At 58.5% G+C, this 19,428-nt stretch carries 13 protein-coding genes; 9 read left to right on the top strand and 4 right to left on the bottom strand.

The window, feature by feature from the left end; all coding sequences use genetic code 11:
• The first annotated feature begins 42 nt into the window (after positions 1-42).
• The 5 genes from HMPREF2993_RS04185 (at position 43) to HMPREF2993_RS04165 (ending at position 11,941) form a co-directional block, all read left to right on the top strand.
• On the top strand, positions 43-6,765 hold the full coding sequence (locus tag HMPREF2993_RS04185) for a DEAD/DEAH box helicase (RefSeq protein ID WP_083318687.1): 6,723 nt from the start codon (positions 43-45) through the stop codon (positions 6,763-6,765).
• Positions 6,766-6,793: 28 nt separating this feature from the next.
• Positions 6,794-9,157: a 3'-5' exonuclease gene (locus HMPREF2993_RS04180; protein ID WP_070701161.1), complete on the top strand. Its 2,364-nt coding sequence runs from the start codon at positions 6,794-6,796 to the stop codon at positions 9,155-9,157.
• A gap of 114 nt (positions 9,158-9,271) precedes the next feature.
• Entirely contained in the window at positions 9,272-10,216 is a 945-nt protein-coding gene (locus HMPREF2993_RS04175) for a dihydrodipicolinate synthase family protein (RefSeq protein WP_070701159.1), read from the top strand.
• A gap of 85 nt (positions 10,217-10,301) precedes the next feature.
• Positions 10,302-11,189 (top strand): ROK family protein, encoded by an 888-nt coding sequence (locus HMPREF2993_RS04170; RefSeq protein WP_246822343.1) that lies wholly within the window; start codon positions 10,302-10,304, stop codon positions 11,187-11,189.
• Between the two features lie 41 nt (positions 11,190-11,230).
• A complete protein-coding gene (locus tag HMPREF2993_RS04165) occupies positions 11,231-11,941 on the top strand; it encodes an N-acetylmannosamine-6-phosphate 2-epimerase (RefSeq protein WP_070701155.1) in 711 nt (236 codons plus the stop codon).
• A gap of 9 nt (positions 11,942-11,950) precedes the next feature.
• Here HMPREF2993_RS04165 and HMPREF2993_RS04160 read toward each other — a convergent pair whose 3' ends face one another.
• Positions 11,951-12,667 (bottom strand): FadR/GntR family transcriptional regulator, encoded by a 717-nt coding sequence (locus HMPREF2993_RS04160; protein WP_070701153.1) that lies wholly within the window; start codon positions 12,665-12,667, stop codon positions 11,951-11,953.
• 241 nt (positions 12,668-12,908) lie between these two features.
• On the opposite strand from HMPREF2993_RS04160, the gene HMPREF2993_RS04155 reads away from it, so the two are divergent.
• The 3 genes from HMPREF2993_RS04155 (at position 12,909) to HMPREF2993_RS04145 (ending at position 15,389) form a co-directional block, all read left to right on the top strand.
• Positions 12,909-14,432, top strand: a complete 1,524-nt coding sequence (locus HMPREF2993_RS04155) for a sodium:solute symporter family protein (protein WP_070701151.1) — start codon at positions 12,909-12,911, stop codon at positions 14,430-14,432.
• 66 nt (positions 14,433-14,498) lie between these two features.
• The gene (locus HMPREF2993_RS04150; protein WP_070701149.1) at positions 14,499-14,930 is read left to right on the top strand and encodes a hypothetical protein; all 432 of its coding nucleotides are present in this window, start codon (positions 14,499-14,501) and stop codon (positions 14,928-14,930) included.
• Positions 14,931-14,957: 27 nt separating this feature from the next.
• Positions 14,958-15,389: a hypothetical protein gene (locus HMPREF2993_RS04145; protein WP_049155944.1), complete on the top strand. Its 432-nt coding sequence runs from the start codon at positions 14,958-14,960 to the stop codon at positions 15,387-15,389.
• A gap of 419 nt (positions 15,390-15,808) precedes the next feature.
• Here HMPREF2993_RS04145 and HMPREF2993_RS04140 read toward each other — a convergent pair whose 3' ends face one another.
• From HMPREF2993_RS04140 to HMPREF2993_RS04130, 3 genes are all read right to left on the bottom strand, one after another.
• A complete protein-coding gene (locus tag HMPREF2993_RS04140) occupies positions 15,809-16,303 on the bottom strand; it encodes a DUF4411 family protein (protein ID WP_049155947.1) in 495 nt (164 codons plus the stop codon).
• Positions 16,300-16,965 carry an ImmA/IrrE family metallo-endopeptidase gene (locus tag HMPREF2993_RS13825; RefSeq protein ID WP_168166761.1) on the bottom strand — a complete coding sequence of 222 codons (666 nt, stop codon included), beginning with the start codon at positions 16,963-16,965 and terminating at the stop codon, positions 16,300-16,302. Before HMPREF2993_RS13825 ends, HMPREF2993_RS04140 begins: the two co-directional genes overlap by 4 nt.
• Positions 16,966-17,688: 723 nt before the next feature.
• Positions 17,689-18,243 carry a CAP domain-containing protein gene (locus tag HMPREF2993_RS04130; RefSeq protein WP_070701145.1) on the bottom strand — a complete coding sequence of 185 codons (555 nt, stop codon included), beginning with the start codon at positions 18,241-18,243 and terminating at the stop codon, positions 17,689-17,691.
• A gap of 543 nt (positions 18,244-18,786) precedes the next feature.
• On the opposite strand from HMPREF2993_RS04130, the gene HMPREF2993_RS04125 reads away from it, so the two are divergent.
• Positions 18,787-19,428, top strand: a 642-nt coding sequence (locus HMPREF2993_RS04125; protein WP_070701208.1) for a homocysteine S-methyltransferase family protein, incomplete at its 3' end; no start/stop codon positions are given.

Genomic DNA, 19,428 nt, shown 5'->3' with positions numbered 1-19,428 from the left:
TCAGAAGCGAAGCGAAGACTGAAAGTATTGAAGTAGCACCTTATGTCGAGTCTCATCCCTACTTACGCCTCCACCCACATTGTTGACGGGCTCTCGGAATACCTCACCACGACCTTCTCCTTGGCAGAGGATCTGACCTCCCAGCAACTACGGGAGTTCCTCAACGATCCGCAGGGTGGCATGTTCTACGGGCCGTATGTGCGCACGCGTTTGCCGTATGCACCAGCAAGGTCGTGGGATGGGATTCTGGGTTGGTTGCCGTCAGGCTTTAAGCCTTACCGTCACCAGGCGGAGGCGTTTTCGCGGTTATCGTCTTTTGATTACGACACGGGCAAGTCACGTCGACCGTCGCCCACGTTGGTGGTGACGGGTACGGGTTCCGGTAAGACGGAGTCCTTCCTCTATCCGATTCTGGATCATTGCCGCCGTTCTAACGGCAGCGGAATCAAGGCGTTGATTCTGTACCCGATGAACGCGCTAGCATCCGATCAGGAGCGCCGTTTGGCCAAGCTGCTGCACGCGGAGGCTGAGCTTGCCGGGGTGACGGCAGGTATCTACACAGGTGAGGTGGTCACAGGCGGACGCAGAAAGGTATCGAAGGACGGTCTGATTTCTGATCGTTCGGTGCTGCGGGATACCCCGCCGGACATCTTGTTGACCAACTACAAGATGTTGGACCAGTTGCTGCTGCGCGAGCAGGACCGTGAGCTCTGGGAGAAGTCCGCGCAGTCCTTGCAGTACTTGGTGTTGGATGAGTTCCACACTTATGACGCAGCACAGGGCACGGACGTAGCGATGTTGCTGCGCCGACTGGGATTGATGCTCAAGAAGTACCAGCCTGAAGATTTCCTTTCGGCTGAGGATGCGCAGCGCCCTTTGGGTAAAGTAACGCCGGTGGCGACCTCCGCAACGTTGGGGGACAAGAGTCCCGAAGACACCCGAAGCGAAGGCGCGACCGAGAGTACGTCTACCGATACTAAGTCGGAAGCACCGCACAGCGACATGTTGTCTTTCGCGTACACAGTCTTCGGCGAGCAGATGCCGCCGGATGCTGTGGTCGGGGAGACTCTCATGACCGTGGAGGAGTGGCAGGCCACGGTCGAACCGTTGGTGGCGAAACTGCGTGCCGTCGTTTCATGCGACGACGATGTTGTGGATCTAGACTCAGCAGCTATTGCTCCGGAGGACTCTAGCTCTGCGGAAGTGCTTCCACCGTCGACGCCGACACCTTCGGTGGAGGTGATGCAGAAAGTTGTTGATGATGTAGCGGCCGCGGTTGCTGCTTCTAGCTTTGCTTCTGCTGATGGTGAAGACGCTGCGGACACATCGTCGTTTGATGTGGCGGTATTTGAAGCGATGAGCCGACACGTCTTCGGTTCTTCGCCGGATCTGGCTGACTCTGTTCTAGCGATGGCAGGCAATGAATTGGTGTGCGCGATTCTTCGGGAGGCGGCAACGCCGGTGCCACTGGAGCACGGTGAAGCCGGTGTTCCGGGCACGGATATTGCTGCGGTGGAACCGCTGGTATCGCGAGTATTCCCTGCCAGTGTGCTGCGCAGCCACCATGAGTTGGCCGTGGAATTCTTGTCCCTGACGTTATCCTTCATCGCGTATGTGCGCGCGGAGCTCGGTGCAGCGCTGGGCTGGGATGGAAAGAAGTTCCCCGGCGTGGAGCTGCACCTGTGGGTGCGTGAGATTTCCCGCATCGATAGGGCAGTTGCGTCATCGTCGCGCACCTCGGTGTTTAGGTGGTCCGATGATGGCGGCATGGGTGCGCACACGGTGCAGACTGCTGGCGATGCACCCAAGGCATGGTTGCCGGCGATCTACTGCCGTCATTGCGGGCGTTCCGGGTGGATGTTGGCGGAGCAGCCCGGTGGGGATACGTATGTCACCGCACCGCAGGAGATTCGCCGCATTGCCATCAGCGCACCGGAGCGTCAGCGCCCGCTCATTGATGCCATGAGTGAGGTAGCGCAAGGGGTTACGCGCGCAGACGGCGAGAGCTCCCGCGTGGCGTGGTTGAACCTGGATTTGCCGGGCCTGACGCCTCAGGCGCCGGATGCGGAAACCATGGAGGAGTCCCCCGTGGTGCCGGTGCTGGTCTATTCCGGCGAGGATACAGAGGAGCGCGCGAAAGCGCAGCAGTGTCCGTCTTGTGGTGAAGACGATGCGATGCGCTTCTTAGGCTCCTCAGTGGCCACGTTGCTCTCAGTGGCATTGAGCAATCTCTTCGGTATGGATGATTTGGATTCCTCAGAGAAGAAGACTTTGGTCTTCGCTGACTCTGTGCAAGATGCCGCGCACCGTGCGGGTTTCGTGCAAAGCCGTGCGCGGGCCTTCGCGCTGCGTGCGCGTATTTGGCGAGCTGTTCGTTCTTTTGCTGACCCTGTCGCGTCTGCTGAATCAGATTCAACAGACGCGGATTCGTCGTCAAGCGCGGCGCTGTCCTCGCAGTGCTCACAGTCCTCACAATCTCCACAGGCCACCCTGTCCGCAGGCGTCCCGTTGTCTTCGGTGGCTTCGCGCATGGTGGAGCATGCGCGCGCGGAATCAGACCCGGCAGTAAGGTCGCGCGCACTCTATGAGTTGTTGCCACCGCAGCTGAAGGAGTCACCGCGCTACCGGGCGGTATGGGAAAAAGGCGCGGGTGCTGCGGAGCAGCGGCGAGCGTTGTCGGCGTTGCAGTCGCGCTTGGACTTGGACTTGGCGTTGCAGTTCGGTGACCGGGTGGATCTGCCGCGCTCGTTGGTGACGACAGGGACGCTATCGGTGTCTGTGGACGTGGATGATGCGGTGCTGCTGTCGGCAGCACGGTCGGTGGCAGGAACACTGGCCACGGATGCGGAGCTGCTGGCGTGGGCGCGCGGCGTGGTGGAGTACATGCGCATTGCCGGTGGCATTGCCCACCCGTGGCTCAAGGAGTACCTGCGCCAGGACTGCAACCCGTGGTTGCTTAACCGCCGTCAGGCTCGTGCCAAGGGAATACCTGCGTTTGTGCGCGGTGGAGCGCCGAAGTTCCCGCGTGCGGGTGCGGCGCTCAAGGGGGCGCTGGGCAAGCGCGATAACAACGCGACGATGCCGCTGGATTCCCAGAAGGGCTGGTACGCAAGGTGGACGAAGGCGGCGCTGGGGGCTTCGACAAGCAGTGTCTTCGATGCCGCCAACCAAGTAGCGGAGTTGTTCAAGCAGCTCGAATTTGAAGAAGTGGTCTCCTCCGTCCCCACCGCAACGGGCGGGCGCGTGTATATGCTATCTCCGGAGAACATCGTCGTGCGCGAAGAAGCTGAGCCCGGGCTGCTGGAGTGCCCGGTGTGCCACCTACGCGTGGGTGTGGATGCCGCGGCGCGTGAGGCAATGTCCTCGGTGGCGTGCTTTACGTTGTCCTGTACCGGGCACTTCGTGCCCGTGGGTGTGGAGGATAACTACTACCAGCAGCTCTACCGCACCACGAATACCCGCACAGTGGTGGCGGAAGAACACACAGGCCTGGTGCCCACGCCTAGGCGCAAGGAGCTGGAAGATGAGTTCAAGCGGCCCTTTGCTGAGCAGTCAGCCTCCGCGCCGAACGTGCTGGTGGCCACGCCGACGCTGGAGATGGGTATCGACATCGGTGACCTGTCCACGGTGATGCTCTCCTCCATGCCGCACACGGTGGCCAGTTACGTGCAGCGCGTGGGCCGCGCCGGGCGTTTGACGGGTAACTCGCTCATCGTGGCGCTGGTGCGCGGGCGCGGGCGCGCACTGACCACGCTGGAGCACCCGCTGGAGACCATCGCTGGTTCGGTGACAGCACCTGCGGCGTATCTGTCCGCGCGCGATATCATGCATCGCCAGTTCGTGGCCTACCTGCTGGATAGCACTGATGTGGCGAGCTCAGTAGAGCAGCTGCGTAGCGCGCGCGATGTGTTCACGCATGCCAGCTACTCCGTGGTGGATGCGCTGGTTGAGCTCTCACCCGCGGTGGTGTTGGCGGCCTATGAGCGTTTTGCTTCCACGGTGGCGCAGCATGCTTCGGCGGAAGTGTTAGAAGAGCTGCGCGGCTGGTGCCTGCCGGGTGAGGACGGTGCTTCGTCCGGCATGGTGGTGGACCTGCAATCCGCGCGTGAGCGCTGGGGTGCAACACAGAAGCTGCTGTTGTCCCGCCGAGAAGTGCTGAGCAAGCGCGTGACGGAGTTGAAGGCACGCGTGGAGGCCTCCGCGGTGGAGGATGAGGAGATGAAGAACCAGTATGACGCCACGGTGGCTTCCCAGAGGTTTGTGCGCAAGCAGCTGGAGGACCACGCTGATGAGTACTGGATCAGCGCTTTGGAGCGCTTTGGGCTGCTGCCGAACTTTACGTTGTTGGATGATGCCGTGGAGTTCAACCTGGCTGTCTCCTCCTTCAATGAGGAGGTGCAGAAGTTTGAGACGGAGACCTATAGCTATAGCCGTGGAGTCTCTTCCGCGCTGACGGAGCTAGCCCCCGGCAATACCTTCTACGTGCAGGGCGTGGGCGCGAAGGTGGACTCGGTGGAGCTGGGCGAGCACCACTCGGCGCTGACGCAATGGCGCCTGTGCCCGGAGTGCTCATATTCGGAGGCCACGGGTGCGGTGCTCTCGAGCGATGAGGATGTGGCCGTGGCCGCTCCGCGCGTGGGTGCGTGCCCGGAGTGCGGGTCCAAGGGCTTTGCGGATAGGAACCAGCTCATTGATGTGGTGGAGATGACCAAGGTCTATGCCACCGTGGACGCAGCGCGATCCGCCATCAATGACATCACCGATGACCGCACCTCGCTGCGCTTCCAAACGCAGCTGAGTTTTGATGTACCAGAGGGCGGGCGCGGTAAGGCCTGGTACCTGTCTGACTCCGGCTTCGGTATGGAGTACCTAGCGCACGTGGAGATGCGCTGGCTGAACCTGGGACGCATGGGCGGCGGCAGCCCGCGCACGTTCGCAGCTATAGAGCGCGAGGCACCGCTGTTCCGCGTGTGTGAGCGCTGCGGGCACTTAGATTCTGATGTGGGTGCTAACCGCTGGCAGGACCACGCGCCGTGGTGCGAGTACCGCAATGCAGCCGAGGAGCACTCCATTAGCTTTGCGCTGGGACGCAGCCTAGGCACGCAGGCGGTCCTGGTGCACCTGCCAGCACTGCTGGGCATGGTGGAATCTACTACGCTGCCTTCGTTGGTGGCGGCGTTGAAACTCGGCTTCAAGGAGTACCTGGGCGGCAACCCGGATCACTTGGACGTCGAGCCAGTGCGCGTGGATTCCGATGGCAGTCCGGTAGATATGTTGCTTATCCATGACACCGTGCCGGGTGGTACCGGGTATCTGGCGCAGTTCACGGAACCGGTACACGTGCGCCAGATGTTGCTCGTGGCTTACCGCCGCTTGGCCTCCTGCCACTGTGCTGAGGAAGCGCGGCAGTGTTGCCCGTCGTGTTTGCTGCCCTTCGCACGCAGTAGCCAGATTCCGCAGACCTCCCGTGAGGCTGCGGTGGTGGCGCTGCGCAAGATTCTGGCCGATGACCTCCATGTTTCCATTGATGCTGATCCGGCGTCCTTTAGCTGGGAAGGCCACCTGACGGAGGAGCGACCGGAGCGGAGCGAACAGTCCAAGCTGGAGCAGCGCTTTGTGGAGCAGCTGCGCGCGGACTTGAAGGAATGCGGCGCCACGGTGGTGGAATCCATGAAGGGCAACCATGCGCAGTGGGACATCAGCTTTGAAGGCTCGCGCCACGATTGGGTCATGGAGGAGCAGAAGCAGATTGGTGGCACCATCCCGGACTTTGTCTTCTCCACGCGCGATAGCGCGATCCGTGATGTCGCCGTTTACCTTGATGGCGCGGCCTTCCACGCGAGTGCGGTGCACAACCGCGTGAAGGATGACTTCGATAAGCGCAATGGTTTGTACGAGTTGGGATACTTGCCTTGGTCGCTGACATGGCAGGACATCGATGCCCATCAGGCAACTGTGCGCAACGAGCCGGTGGAGCCGCCGGTGTGGGTGAAGCCAGACCTACGACCACCCATGGCAAAGAAGTACAACGCATCCCAAGACCTGTTGAATCGCGTGGACATGGATCCGATGGGGCTGCTGCTTGCTCTCTTGTCGGAGCCAGTCAACAAATGGGCCACGCTGAGCAAGACTGCGCTGCTCGAGGCATCCTTTGGCGGTAGGCAGGTCCCGGATGGATTTGAGAAGAATTACCTGGGAACCGTTACCGCGGGCGTGGGGGATGCCCACCGTCGCGTGCGGTTCGATGCCAGCAACGTCTCCGAGGACTTGGAAGCCTGGCGGCTGTTCTTGGGCTTGAGCAACATGGCCTACCTGGACCCTGACCTCGCACAGGTCGAGGTGAAGGAGTCCGTGCTGGAGGAAGTGGTGGCGCGTGGCGTGCCGTCGGTTGTCCCGCAGCCGGTCGATGAAGCAGCTGAGCCTGCGCTGCGGGCTGTGGATGAGGCTGCGGATTCTGCAGCGGAATCTGCGGTAACGCCTGGCTGGGTCGAGGCACTGGATGCCTTCGCCGACGAGCCGGAGGTGCACGCAGCGCTGCGGGCGATGGCGGCAGCAAGCCTGCCCGAGCCGGATGCTGATTCCATCGGTGGTGAGGTCTCCGGTATCCCGGTGGTGGTGCAGTGGCCGCAGCAGAAGGTTTTGTTGCTCTTTGCTGAGGATGTTGAAGACTTGCGCGAAAAATTCGAGGCTGAGGGCTATGCAGTCTTCGGCGCTGACTTCGAATCTGTTCCTGATCGTTTGACCGCGGCGCTGAGCGCCTCCTGATCCGCTGACTTTAAAAGAGAGGAAAGCAATGGCAACGAGCCTGTCCTTCTACCGCCGCATTGAGGACCGCTACAACCTGGGCAACCAGATCTTTGAGTTCTGCAACAAGTTGGTCGAGGATCCCACTAACCCTTCGCTGCACGTGGAGCCCATTAAGGATGCGGCGGATAAACGTGTGCGGACCGCGCGGGTTAACCGCAAGTACCGCGCGGTGCTCTTTGAGCTGCACGATGGCAACGACACCATGTTCGTGCTCATTGACATCCTCAACCACGATGATGCTTATGCGCTCGCCACGTCGAAGACGCTGGTGGTCAATGAGGTCTCCGGAGTGCCGGCGCTCGTGGATGCCACCGCGCCGGGAGCTTCGGCGGCGATGTCGCAGGCGGAGATTGAATCGCGTGCCAAGCGCTTGGCGGCCGAGCAGCTCGCCGCCGAGGCAGCAGCTGCAGAGGCAGATTCTGCAGCGGGCTCTGCAGCAGAGTCTTCGGCTGCGCCGGCAGGGGATGCTGCGGGTTCTTCGGAAGCGGAGCCGTCGGCCACGCCCTCGGCGGATACTACTGATGACGGTGAGGGTCTGCGGCCGTGGGATGTGGTGGGCGTCGCCAAGCATGAGCTCACCGATGACCTGGGCTTGTCACCGCAGACGGTAGCGGTGCTGGAACAGGCCGCCACAATCGATGAGGCCCTGGAGAAGTCGGAGAGTGCGCCGGATTGGGAACACCATGCCGTGGTTGGCCTGCTGTCAGGGATGAGCATTGCTGAGGTGCGCGAGGAACTGGGCTTGGACCTGGTGGAGCCCGCGGCGGTGGCTGATGCTAGCTCCGACAAGGCGTTGGTGGAAGGTATCAAGTCCCCGGCTGCCCGGATGGACTTTGCCATCGACCCAGGTGAAGAGGAGCTGGCAGCGATCCTCAAGGGCTCTTTTGCCGAGTGGCGTGTCTTCCTCCACCCGAGCCAGCGCCGCGCGGTGGAAGCAGAGCACTCTGGCTCCGCGCGCATCACTGGTGGTGCTGGTACCGGCAAGACCGTGGTGGTGGTGCACCGCACGAAGCACCTGCTGGAGAAGAACCCGAAGGCGCGCGTCTTTTTGACTACTTATACGCGTGAGCTGGCCAATGCACTCAAGACACAGATGAATGAGCTGTACCCGGCCTTCCCGGAGGCCTCCGTGCATGGCGCGCCGGGGCTTTGGATCAGTGGCGTTGATGCGCTCGTCTTCGACGTGCTGGCGAATGCGCAGGCAACGGAGCGCGCCGCCGCGATGGCTGCGGTGCTCAACATTGATGCGGACTTCGTGCCCCGTGGTTTGGACGGCGTGGAGGAAAAGCGGCAGTGGCAGGAGGCCGCGGAGCTAAAAGGCAGCTCCCTGCCGCGGGAGAAATCCCACCCGACGTTCCTGGCACAGGAGTACTCGGCGGTGATCCTCACGCAGGGGATTACCGATGAGAAGACCTATCTCCGCGCACGGCGTACCGGGCGTGGCACGCCGCTGACTCGTGCTGAGCGTAAGGCGGTGTGGGCGATTGTGGAGTACTTCCACGCGGCGTGCGCGTCCATTGGGAAGCTGACCTACGCGGCCGCAGCGGTGGTAGCCGCGCATATCGTGGAGCACCGTACCGGCACGGAGGGCATGTTTGATCACGTGCTCATCGACGAAGCCCAGGACTTCCACGCCGGCCACTGGAAATTCCTGAGGGCGGTGGCCAAGCATGGGCCGAATGACATTTTTATTGCGGAGGATTCGCACCAGCGCATCTATGGCCAGCGTTTGGTGCTGCGTGACTATGGGATTGAAACACGCGGGCGTGCTACGAGGAAGCTGCGGGTGAATTACCGCACGACCCGGCAGAATCTGGGCTATGCCACGGCGATTTTGGAGGGGACCGAGTGGATTGACTCGGAAGAGGATATCGACGATCTGCACGGCTACCGTTCGGTGCGCCAGGGCCCGGCACCGGTGGTGCTGAGCTCTGCTAGCAAGGCGGAGGAAGCTGAGGCTTTGGCCGCGCATATCCGGGACTGGACCTCCGGGGAGGAAGATGTCTCCATTGGTGTGCTGACCCGTACCAACCCTCGTAAGGATGAGATTGCCACGCAGCTCGGTGAGTTGGGCGTGGCCGTGAGTACTGGGCGGCGCACCTCCCGGGAGCGCCCGGTGGCGGTGATGACGATGCATAACGCCAAGGGCTTGGAGTTCACGCACGTCATCTTGCTGGATGTAAGCCGCGAGGCGCTGCCGCAGCGCTACCTCATGAAGGGCCTAGCGCCGGCCGAGGCCGACGAGGCGCTGCAGCGGGAGAGGGCTCTGCTTTACGTGGCGGCCTCCCGCGCCCGCGATGTGCTCGTGGTGAGCGTGGTGGGGGAGGCTTCCGAGTTGTTGCCGGGATAGGCTAGTCGGCGTTTTGCTCCGCTTCTTTTCGCTAGAAGGAACTGCATCACAATCCTAGGAGACGTATGATGTCTTATGACTCCAATACAAAGGCGAATGGGAAGGTTCCTGAACATGACTGCAAATACACAGCTCTTGCGCGGCGTGGTGCCACCGCTGCTGACCCCGTTTAATGAGGACTACTCCGTTGACACCGACACCCTCAAGCGCCAGGCTGAGCGGCTTATCAAAGCTGGCGTTCATGGACTGTTCGTTCTCGGCTCTTCAGGTGAGGTAGCTTTCCTCACTCGAGAGCAGCGCAAGGAAGTCATTGCAACGGTGGTGGAACAGGCTCAAGGGCGAGTTCCGGTCATTGCCGGCGTGATTGACATGACGGCTCCGCGAGTAATCGAGCACATTGAAGATGCCGTCGCGCTCGGGGTGCAAGGGCTAGTTGCTACTGCACCTTTTTATGTTCGTACGCACGATGTAGAAATTGCAGAGCACTTCCGACTTCTTCATGAAGCCGCGCCAGAGACCCCTATCTATGCGTATAACATTCCGGTCAGCGTTCACTCGGTGCTGGATATCGCTACTCTTATTTCCCTCGCCAAGGAAGGCGTGATTGCCGGCGTTAAGGATTCCGGCGGCAATGATGGATACACGCGTGCTCTGATTAGCGCCCGCAACAAGGCTGGGGTGACAGACTTTGTGGTCTTGACTGGCTCGGAAACTACGGTCGACTTTGCTTACCTGGCAGGTGCCGATGGTGTGGTACCAGGCCTGGGCAACGTGGACCCGGTGTCCTACGTGAAGCTGCATGAGCTCCTGGTTGACGGGGCGTACGCCGAGGCTGCGGAATTGCAGTCTAAGATTTGTGACCTTTTCACCATCGTTGGTGTTGGTGATGGCACGCGCATGGGCGGAAGCTCGCAGGGCCTCGGCAGTTTCAAGGCAGCGCTGCATCACTTGGGTGTCTTCCCGTCGGGGCTGATGTCCCGTCCGCATGTCGCTCTGAATGATGAGGAGCTGGCCAAGATTCATGAGATCGTCGATGCCGCTCAGGTGATCGAGCCCTAATTTCGCTGAACTACGACGAAACGAGTGAAGAGTGACTAGTACCCTTGCGCTTGATGTCGGTGCAACAAAGATTGGTTGGGGTTTCGTGTCTGATGAAGACCCAATGCAGGCGGTAGCGCTGGGAAAGATTCCTACCCAGCCGGCCGGGGCTTCGCCACAGGAGCAGATCAAGAAAGCCGTCCAGCTGGCGTTGGAGGAATCGGGTATTGCCCCGGCGAGAATCGGCATTGGTTCGCCAGGAGTGATTCAGGCGCCTGAGGGACTCGTCACCTACAACGGGGACACCATTAAGAACTGGGCTGGTACCAATCTTCGTGAGGTTGCGAAAGAGGTTGTTGACCTCCCGTGTGCAGTTCATAACGATGTGCGAGTCTGGGCGTACGGAGAGCTGATGCTCGGAGCCGCGAGGGAGTTCCAGTCCGGCAGAGTCCTGTACCTTTCGTTGGGAACTGGTGTCGGTGGTGCGGTAAGCGATAACGGGAGTCTGCTCAGCGGACCTACCGGATCGGCCGGAGAGTTTTCGGAGCTCTTGTGCGCTGATTTCCGGGGCTTTGCGGACCGCGCCGAAAACATTATGAGCGGCAATAGCTTGGCTGCGTATTATGAAGAATTTTCTACGAACCCGGCGAGCGAGCGGGTGCAGTGGAAGCAGCGAGATCAGTTAGCGCTTCCTCTCGAAAAGGTCGTAGAAAGAATGAACCAGGGAGATGAACTCGCTTCCCGGATTATTCGAGGGAATTCTTATGGCCTTGGCCGTGCGGTGGCGGGTCTTGTTTCAGGGCTCGATCTCGATGCCGTTGTCTTGGGCGGCGGTGTGTGCCAGATTGGGGCCGCTGTGGAAGAACCATTCCGTCAGGCCATTGAGGATTTCGCGTTGAAGCCGAATCGCTCCGTTGCAATTCGGGTTACTGAATCCCCGGCGACAGCACCGTTAGTAGGCGCAGCGGCTTTTGCTCGAGACAACGCTTTTTAGCATCAAGTATCTGCGATATTTCTAGAAGAAGGCTCAGGTAAATGTTTAGGTTTAAGAGCAGTGAACTGGCGGAACGCCGAGAAGAAGTTCACGACATGATTCGGAACTCGGTGATTGTCTCGGTGCAAGCGCCAGATGGTCACCCAATGCGCGATACTCACACCTTGGCGCATGTCGCCCGTGCGTGTGTTGAGGGCGGAAGCCGCGCAATCCGGTGCGGCGGATATGGCGGCATCAAGGATGTCGAGGCAATCGCAGCCGCGGTAGATGTACCAGTTTTCGGCCTAACAAAAGAGGGGAGTGAGGGGGTTTATATCACCCCGACCGTTGAGTCCGTACGCCAATTGGCCGAGGCCGGGGCTGCCGTTATCTGTGCGGATGCTACGGATCGCCCTCGGCCTGATGGCTCAAGCTTTTCCGATCTTGTCGCGGAGTGCCACCGGCTGAATGTTTTGTCGATGGCTGACTGTTCTACCCCGGAAGAAATGCAGCGGGCGCACCAAGCAGGTGCAGATATCATTTCAACGACGCTGGCTGGCTATACAGAGTTCCGGAGCAAGACCGAAGGCCCAGATCTTGAATGCTTGGCAGAGGGGCGACGGCTCTGCGGTGAGGATGCCTTTGTAATCGGCGAAGGCAGGTTTGCCTCGCGCGATGATGTGGCTGCAGGAAAGCGCGCCGGCGCCGATGCAATCATCATCGGCACTGCCATCACAGATCCGGCGTGGATTACACGGAGCTTTAATAGCTGACGCGGACTGTCACAGCGAAGTCAGCAGGGGCTCGTAATGCCTGAGCACAGACGCTTGGTACTTCTTCAGGTCGTTGTCCTGTAGAGCATCGACGATGTCCTGGTGCGCGCGTACCGTTCTACTGAAGTCCTGTGGTTCTTCCAATTTGCGAAGTGGAATGACGTTCATGTGCACTTGCCAGAAGGCATCGTTGAGCTCACGGATAATCGGATTATCTATTTCGGAGAGCAATACCTGATGGAATTCCCGATCTTCCTCGGCAAAGTTGAGACCTTGCTCCCGCTTGGCCGACATCTTTTCAACGATGGCGCTCAACTGATCTAGCTTGGAGGGATCGGGTTTGGTAGTGATTTCTTGCCCGATAGCAAGATCAATTGCCTGCCGAATCTCCACCACATTACGTAGTGTTTCAAGGTTGCCATCATCGTCGAGAGTCGCGCGAAAGATGAGGCCTTGAACTAGGGCTTTGAGTGATGTGCCGGAGACAAACGTTCCTGTTCCGTGCCTGACTTCGACGATATCTAATGTCGTTAGGATTCTGATGGCTTCTCGGACAGAAGAGCGAGAGAAGCCGAGTTCTGCACAGAGCTCTGATTCGGTTGGCAAAGTGTCCCCGGGCTTGAGTGCGTTGTCCTGGATGAATTTTTTGATGCCCTCTACAGCCTGCTGTGTGGTTGAGGCAGGGCGATGCTCCGCTTCACTGAATCCCCATGTTCCGGTGTGCACTGGTTAATCCCTCTTTTCTTTCTGAACCATCTTAAGCCTCCCACGTTGGCGGGGTTCTCAAAGGATGAGCGCTGCTGGGGGAGGAGCACTTCGCTCTGATGATCAGGGGTAGACGGCTTTATCTTAAATCCCTTCACACATCAGACGTCTGATGTATTGTATCTTTCAACATGCTTTGTTGCACAGACGAATTGGAGAGTGATTTAGCTCTCTGCACTGAAAGCCCTGAAGGGAAGGTCACATGCAATCGTTCGGAACACTCAACTGGATAGTTCTGATCCTCTATCTCCTGGGAATGCTTCTTGTCGGCGCTTATTTTGCGCGCAGGGCCGGCAGTGATCAGGACGAATTCTTCAAAGCGGGTGGCAGGATTCCTGGCTGGGCGGCAGGATTCTCAATCTATGCCACGACGCTGTCTGCCATCACGTTTATGTCCACTCCGGAAAAGGCATATCTGACTGACTGGGCCTACTCGGCTGGTAACCTCGCTATTTTTGCCATTGTTCCAATTTTGATTGGTTACTATGTTCCGTTCTTTAGGAAGCTGGATGTCACGACGGCCTACGAGTACCTTGAGGAGAGATTCTCCGTAGCCCTCCGAGTTCTAGGCTCGCTCCTCTTCGTTCTGTATCACGTTGGGCGCATCGCCATCGTTATCTATTTGCCTACGTTGGCAATCACGTCGGTGGCAGATATCAACCCGCTGGTCGTCGCCGCGTTTGTAGGCGCTCTTTGTATTGTGTACACCTTCCTGGGAGGCATGGAAGGCGTGATTTGGTCTGATGTGATTCAAGGCATCCTGCTGCTGGCTGGCGCCGCAGCGGTAGTGCTGACGGCCATGGCCATGACTCCCGATGGATTTAGCGGTGCGGTGGTTAACGCCGCTGAAGAAGGAAAGTTCTACTCAGCGGACAACTTCACCACGAATGCAGTCTTCTCCTCGATACCATTCATCTTTATCGGAAATGTACTGAACAGCTTGCACCAGTACACCTCTTCTCAGGACGTCGTTCAGCGCTACCAAACGACTCCCACGATTCAAGCGACGAAGAAGTCTCTCATCGTCAACGGAATTCTGGCGCTGATAACTATTCCGCTGTTCTACGGGATGGGAACGGCTTTGTATAACTTCTACGAAGCGAAGGGTGGTCTGCCTGAAGGAGTCAACACTTCTGCTGTAGTGCCGTATTTCATTCTTTCGGAGCTGCCTGCAGGCATTGCTGGACTCTTGATTGCTGCCATCTTGGCGGCTGCGCAATCGACAATTTCTTCTTCGCTCAACTCGATTTCCGCGTGCGTTGCCGTGGATATCTATAACCGCTTCTCCCCGAAGGAAGCGTCGGTTACTTTCTCTCGCCTGGTCATCATCGTTGCCGGAACCTTCGGATTGGCCGTTGCACTGTATCTCATCATTACCAACCAGTCGGACCTGTGGGACCTGTTCCTCGCGATTACTGGTCTTTTTGGAGTTCCGCTCACTGCGGTATTTGTCTTGGGTATCTTTACGAAGTCCGCAAATTCCAATGGTGTTCTCATCGGGCTCCTGTGCGGTGCGATTGCTGCGTATTTCGCTGGAAAGCTGGACCAAGGCCCATTCTTGGTCTCGATTGTCGCCTTCGTAGGAACTCTCGTTATCGGCTACCTGGCATCCTTCATCTTCAGGAAATCTGACCATCACGACATCACGGGCTTGACTATTTACGGAAAGGACCTTGAATACACGCGGCGCGGTGTCAATCAAATACCCGTTGCGCAAAGTGAGTAAGCAATACGAATAGGCTGCCGCTAGGCTTGGTTTGCGTGTACACCGAAAGCAACTGAAGGAAACATAATGACCACACCCGATATCGAGGTTGACTACGACTCCGTCGATTCGATTCTGGATGTAATCGGTCGATGCCTACGCGTGGACCGCAAACTCAATCAGCGTACACCGTGGGATGGCTTTGTGGTCGTGTCCGGTTACGAGCAGGGGCACTCGGCGCACCAAGCATGGCGGTTTGTCGGTGATAAGACTCTGATCACCACGGTGTCCGCACTCAACCCAGCGTTCAACTGTACGCTTATCGCACGGTTGCGAGAGCTCACCGCCGATCCGGAACGCGGTGAGTGGCAGACGTGGATCGCGCGGTACGATCTTGCCTCCGATAGCTTCGACCACACATTCCTGTGGCCCGGAGAGGACGAAGGCTTTAACGTTCTCGCCTATGACACTCCGATGTCCACGATCGAAACCCTGAACCCAGCCCATCACGCTGAATAAACCCATGGCGCAACTGGAGGGAACGCAATGACTATATCTGATTTCACCGTCGACATGGACTCCGCCGATTCGGTCCTTGAAGCAATGAGCGAGTGTCTGCGTTTAGATAAGGAGCTCAATGAGGAGAAACCGTGGGACGGCTTTGTGGTCGTGACCGGCCTCAACGAGGTGCAAGGTGCATCACAAGCATGGCGCTTTGTCGGCAAGGAGACCCTGCCCACGCCGGTGGGCATACGCAATCCGGCACTCGACCCCGACCTGCTGGACTGGTTGCGACAGCTCACCGCCGATCCGGAACGCGGTAAGTGGCAGACCTGGATCGCGCGCTATGATCTCGCCTCCGATAGCTTCGACCACACATTCTTGTGGCCCGGAGAGGACGCAGGCTTTAACGTCCTCGGCTATGACACCCCGATGGCCACGATCGAAACCCTGAACCCGGCCTTTCACGCCGAATAACCGCGACTACAGGACCCGTTTCAGCATTGGTATCGCCCCGGCAACGCCGGCCCATCTCGTATGCTTGCCCGATTGGAAGTAACGCGTGAGCATCACTAAGGGGCCCGTATGAAGCGCTGCACCCTGCCGCTTCTTGGTTTCGTGCCCGTGGGTGTCTTGGTCGGTTGGGGCCGAAACCAAACAAGCGGGAGCCGCGGTAGAGGGTTTAAGATCCAAATAGAAATAGGCTTATCCGTGGACTTGTGTTGCCCGTGAAGAAGCCAGTGGATTGATTTGGTGCTTTCGACCTTTCAAGACCCGAATGCTCCGTGGAGGAGGACGAAGGCGGAAGACTAATTGGAGATTGGTGCCCTTGTTTCGATCTGCGTAGATGTGGAAATGCCGGAATCATGTAAATCCACCGAGAACGATAGTGTCCCTTAATATGTGATTCCCCGCGAGCGGAGGAAGTCTAAGTAGGTGGAGCACTGAACTCCTAATGCAGCAGCGGCGTCGGGGAGCTTGACTCTGTTGATTCTGCGCGGTTGGGATTTCTCATCGGTGATGATTGACATGTTCCGTGCATGAGCTGAGGCGACTAGCCATGAGTCGGCAGCATCATCGAGAAACTCTCGTACCGCCGCTTCATCAAAGCGAGGCACACGATCGAAGGCTACCCATGTGGAAAGGCGACGGTATGACTCAATTTCGTCGTTGTCCACGTGCAGAATTTGGTCTTGAGGTACGAAGCTCCGGAACCACGCTGAGACGGAGTCCTTTCTGCGCTCTAGTTCCTCTTGAACAGAATAATGGAAGAAAAACGTTTTGGCGGTCACGAAGTTCTCCAGAGAGGTCCAATAGCTTGGGAACACGTCACGAGGATAGAGCCGAACCGCATTGATGATGATGTTGGAATCGAGCAGATACCGAGTCATGGTAGTCCCTGATACTGGTCAACCAAAGCTTCAATAGCGCTGATCTTCTTGACACCGAGCTGACGGGATGCCTCGCGCTCGTCAATTCTTCCTTCGACGAGTGCTCCGGTCACGGCCTCTAGGAAAAGCCCACCCAAACGGGAACGCAGTCCGACTGTGAAGTCGCCACCTCGATTGCGCTGTGCCGTCGGAGGGGAAGGGGCCTCTTGGAGGAAGCGCTGACCAGCTTCTCGGGGGAGTACACCGTTATCTACGAGGAGCCATACAGTGACGTCGCGGCTTACGCCGAAAGTTTTGAATGACCATTGGCAAACTGACTCTAGATCTCTAGTTTCGGACCAACGGTTGAGGATGTCCTTGGTGGAAACAAGTAGCGCAGTAGCGAACTGATTGCACCAGCGTTCAACGGTGCGCTGGTTGAGCGGGCCACCGGAAATCCCTTGCTCGCCGATGAGAATGTGTCCGAACTCGTGGGCCAAGCTGAATAGCTTTCCCACTCCAGAATCAGCACTGTTTATGAAGATAAGACCGAAAGAATGCCGAATCAACGTAAAACCTCGGAATTCATCAGGGTCAAGCTTGTTTTGAGCGTTATTGCCCACGACGGAGCTACGCATGACCAGAATTCCTGTGTGCTCAATGGCATCGGCGAGGGTTGCCACGCGGTCTCGGCTACGTTCTCGCTTACCTGGAACCCAGTCCAATAAGGCGCATGCCCAGTCAGTAGCTTTTCCCACGGACGTATCCGTAGAGAACCGGCCGATAAAACTAGGCCCTGCAATACCGCTAGCTAGTGCATCTTCGGCATACCACTCTAAGCGCCGTTCACAGGCATAAATCGTCTGCTCGAGCGCAGGGCTGTAGTCGGATAACGGGGTGCTTCCCGGAGTCCTGAAATCAGGAAGGTGAGGGGTTCGTTGTACGGGCTCTTCGAGGAGCAGGTATCCAAAAGGTATTCCAGCCAGCTTGGCCAGCTTCTGAGCTTGTCGGAACGTTGGCGTGCTTTCGCCGCCTAACCAAGAGCGCAAACAATGGAAGTCAGACTTCTTCTCCAATTCGTCGACAGGCAGCCGGGTCCTCTTAACCGCCCATTCGAGGACAGGAGGGGACATCGGGACACGTACGGTCATAGCCTTTCCTATCGTTGCGCTCCATGTTGGTTATCGAATGCTAAAGGCAATTTTAGAGGACCAGATACGAGTACGTACAGCATGGTTTTGATCTGCTCAACGATGAGTGGTTCCTAAAGGTTTGGTCGCTCCTTTGATTGGTTCTTGGGCTAAGCGGACATGCAAAGAATGCCCTTGGGACTCACAACGGTAGATGCGCCCGTGAGAAGGAGTAGCAACCTCACAGACGCATCTTAATGGCAGAAAGCGCGACGCTTAGCGTCCAAAATTCTGGACGGCATATAGCTTGCCGTTTGCGCCGATGGCCATGCCAATACCCACGGACTTGGCGCGCGGGTCAAGCAGGTTCTTGCGGTGCCCGGGGGAGTCCATCCATAGCTGCACGATGCGAGCATCGGAGTAGTCGCTCCATGCCTGGAGGACGTTCTCGCCACCCGCTGGCAGGCCGGCGGGGTAGTGCGTCCAGTAGTTCGGGCGGTGACGGGTGTTGCCATCGCGGCTCAAGGTGTTGGCCCAGTCCTGCGCCAGGTTGGTCAGGTTCGGGTCAACGCGCAGCGGTGCGAGGCCATTAGCCACGCGCTGGGCATTGGTTTGATTAATGATCCCCTGGACGCTGGCGGAGGTCTGCGGTGCCGGGGTAACCGGACCTGCGGCTGCGGGGACGGTGAAGCCGAACGCGGCTGGGTTGAACGTGCCGAAGGAACTTACAGCCTGAGCAGGGGCGTTGACGGAGCCAGCGAAGAGCGCTGCGGCGGCAGCAATCGGGGCGACAATCTTAGTGGCGGTATGTCCAAACTGGAGGCGGAACATGGCGGGCACCTCTTTCTGCTTCAGGGGTTAAGTGGCGGCTTTCCTGCCGCGTACCGAGCGGTACTTTCACTTAAAATTAAAGCTCTCTTCGGTATGGAAAGGCCAGCTGACCAGCAGTTTTAAGCTTTGCCCTTATGTTTGTCGCCTTTTACGGCTCGTCCCTTAGGCTTCTTTAGATTTCCCCTACTTTTGGCTCGACTTTGTAAAGGTTGAGCTGATAGTTTCGGACAGTGGGGGTAACGCGTGGGGGTGGTCGTTCAGGATTGCATTCCTATATCCAGGGCTTTTAGGGGAAAGGGGGGCTAAACATAGCTGAAACCTTGGCTATTTCTTGGCAAAAGCATGGGTAGCTTCTGTGAATGTATAGCTTGTGCTAATGGGCGCTGTTGTGGCGCGGTGCATGGAAATGGTGATGACGAGCGTGAATAGATCCCGGGGAGAACGATCGGACCGCCTAAAGATTAAGAAAACCAATACGGCTATTGGGGTGGCTTATCGTGATGGTGCGGGGTGACTGCGGAAGCCATTGCTAAGCTCATGCGCATGGTCCTTCATACCGCGCCGCTGCTTCTCGATGGCGGCCTGGGAACCTACCTCGAAGCCCAAGGACACGATATCTCCGGCCCGTTGTGGTCGGCGCGAGTACTGCGTGAGAACCCAGCGCTCATCGAATCTGCCCACGCTGACTTCTTCGCCGCTGGTGCCCAAGTGGCCACCACGGCGTCCTACCAAGTCACCTTCGAAGTCCTTGGCGAGGAGGCGGAAACACTTCTGCGCCGCAGCGTTGCGGTGGCACGTGATGCGGCGGGCGGGGCCGTCGACAAGCACGGCGCCCTGGAGGAATTTTTAGTTGCTGCGTCCATCGGCCCTTATGGTGCAGGCCTAGGTGAGGGCACCGACTACGACGGGGCCTACGGCCTTAGCCACGAGGAGCTGTACCGCTGGCATGCCCGCAGGGTAGCGGTGCTCGCGGATACGGACGCTGACTTTTTGCTTGCTGAGACCATCCCCAACGTCGACGAGGCTGCGGTACTGCTGGAACTCCTGTCGGCTCAGCCCAAGCCCTTCGCGCTGAGCATTACCGGGGCCATTGCCGCTGACCCGGTCAAGCTCATGCGTGTTATTGAGCTGGTCAACCAGGCACCACGGCTGGGTGCCGTGGGCGTGAACTGTGTGAGCGCACCC

It is taken from the genome of Corynebacterium sp. HMSC068G04 (genome assembly GCF_001814885.1).
Lineage (GTDB): Bacteria > Actinomycetota > Actinomycetes > Mycobacteriales > Mycobacteriaceae > Corynebacterium > Corynebacterium hiratae.
The sequence above is the reverse complement of the archived record's forward strand: the minus strand, read 5'-3'. Positions and strand labels throughout refer to the sequence as shown.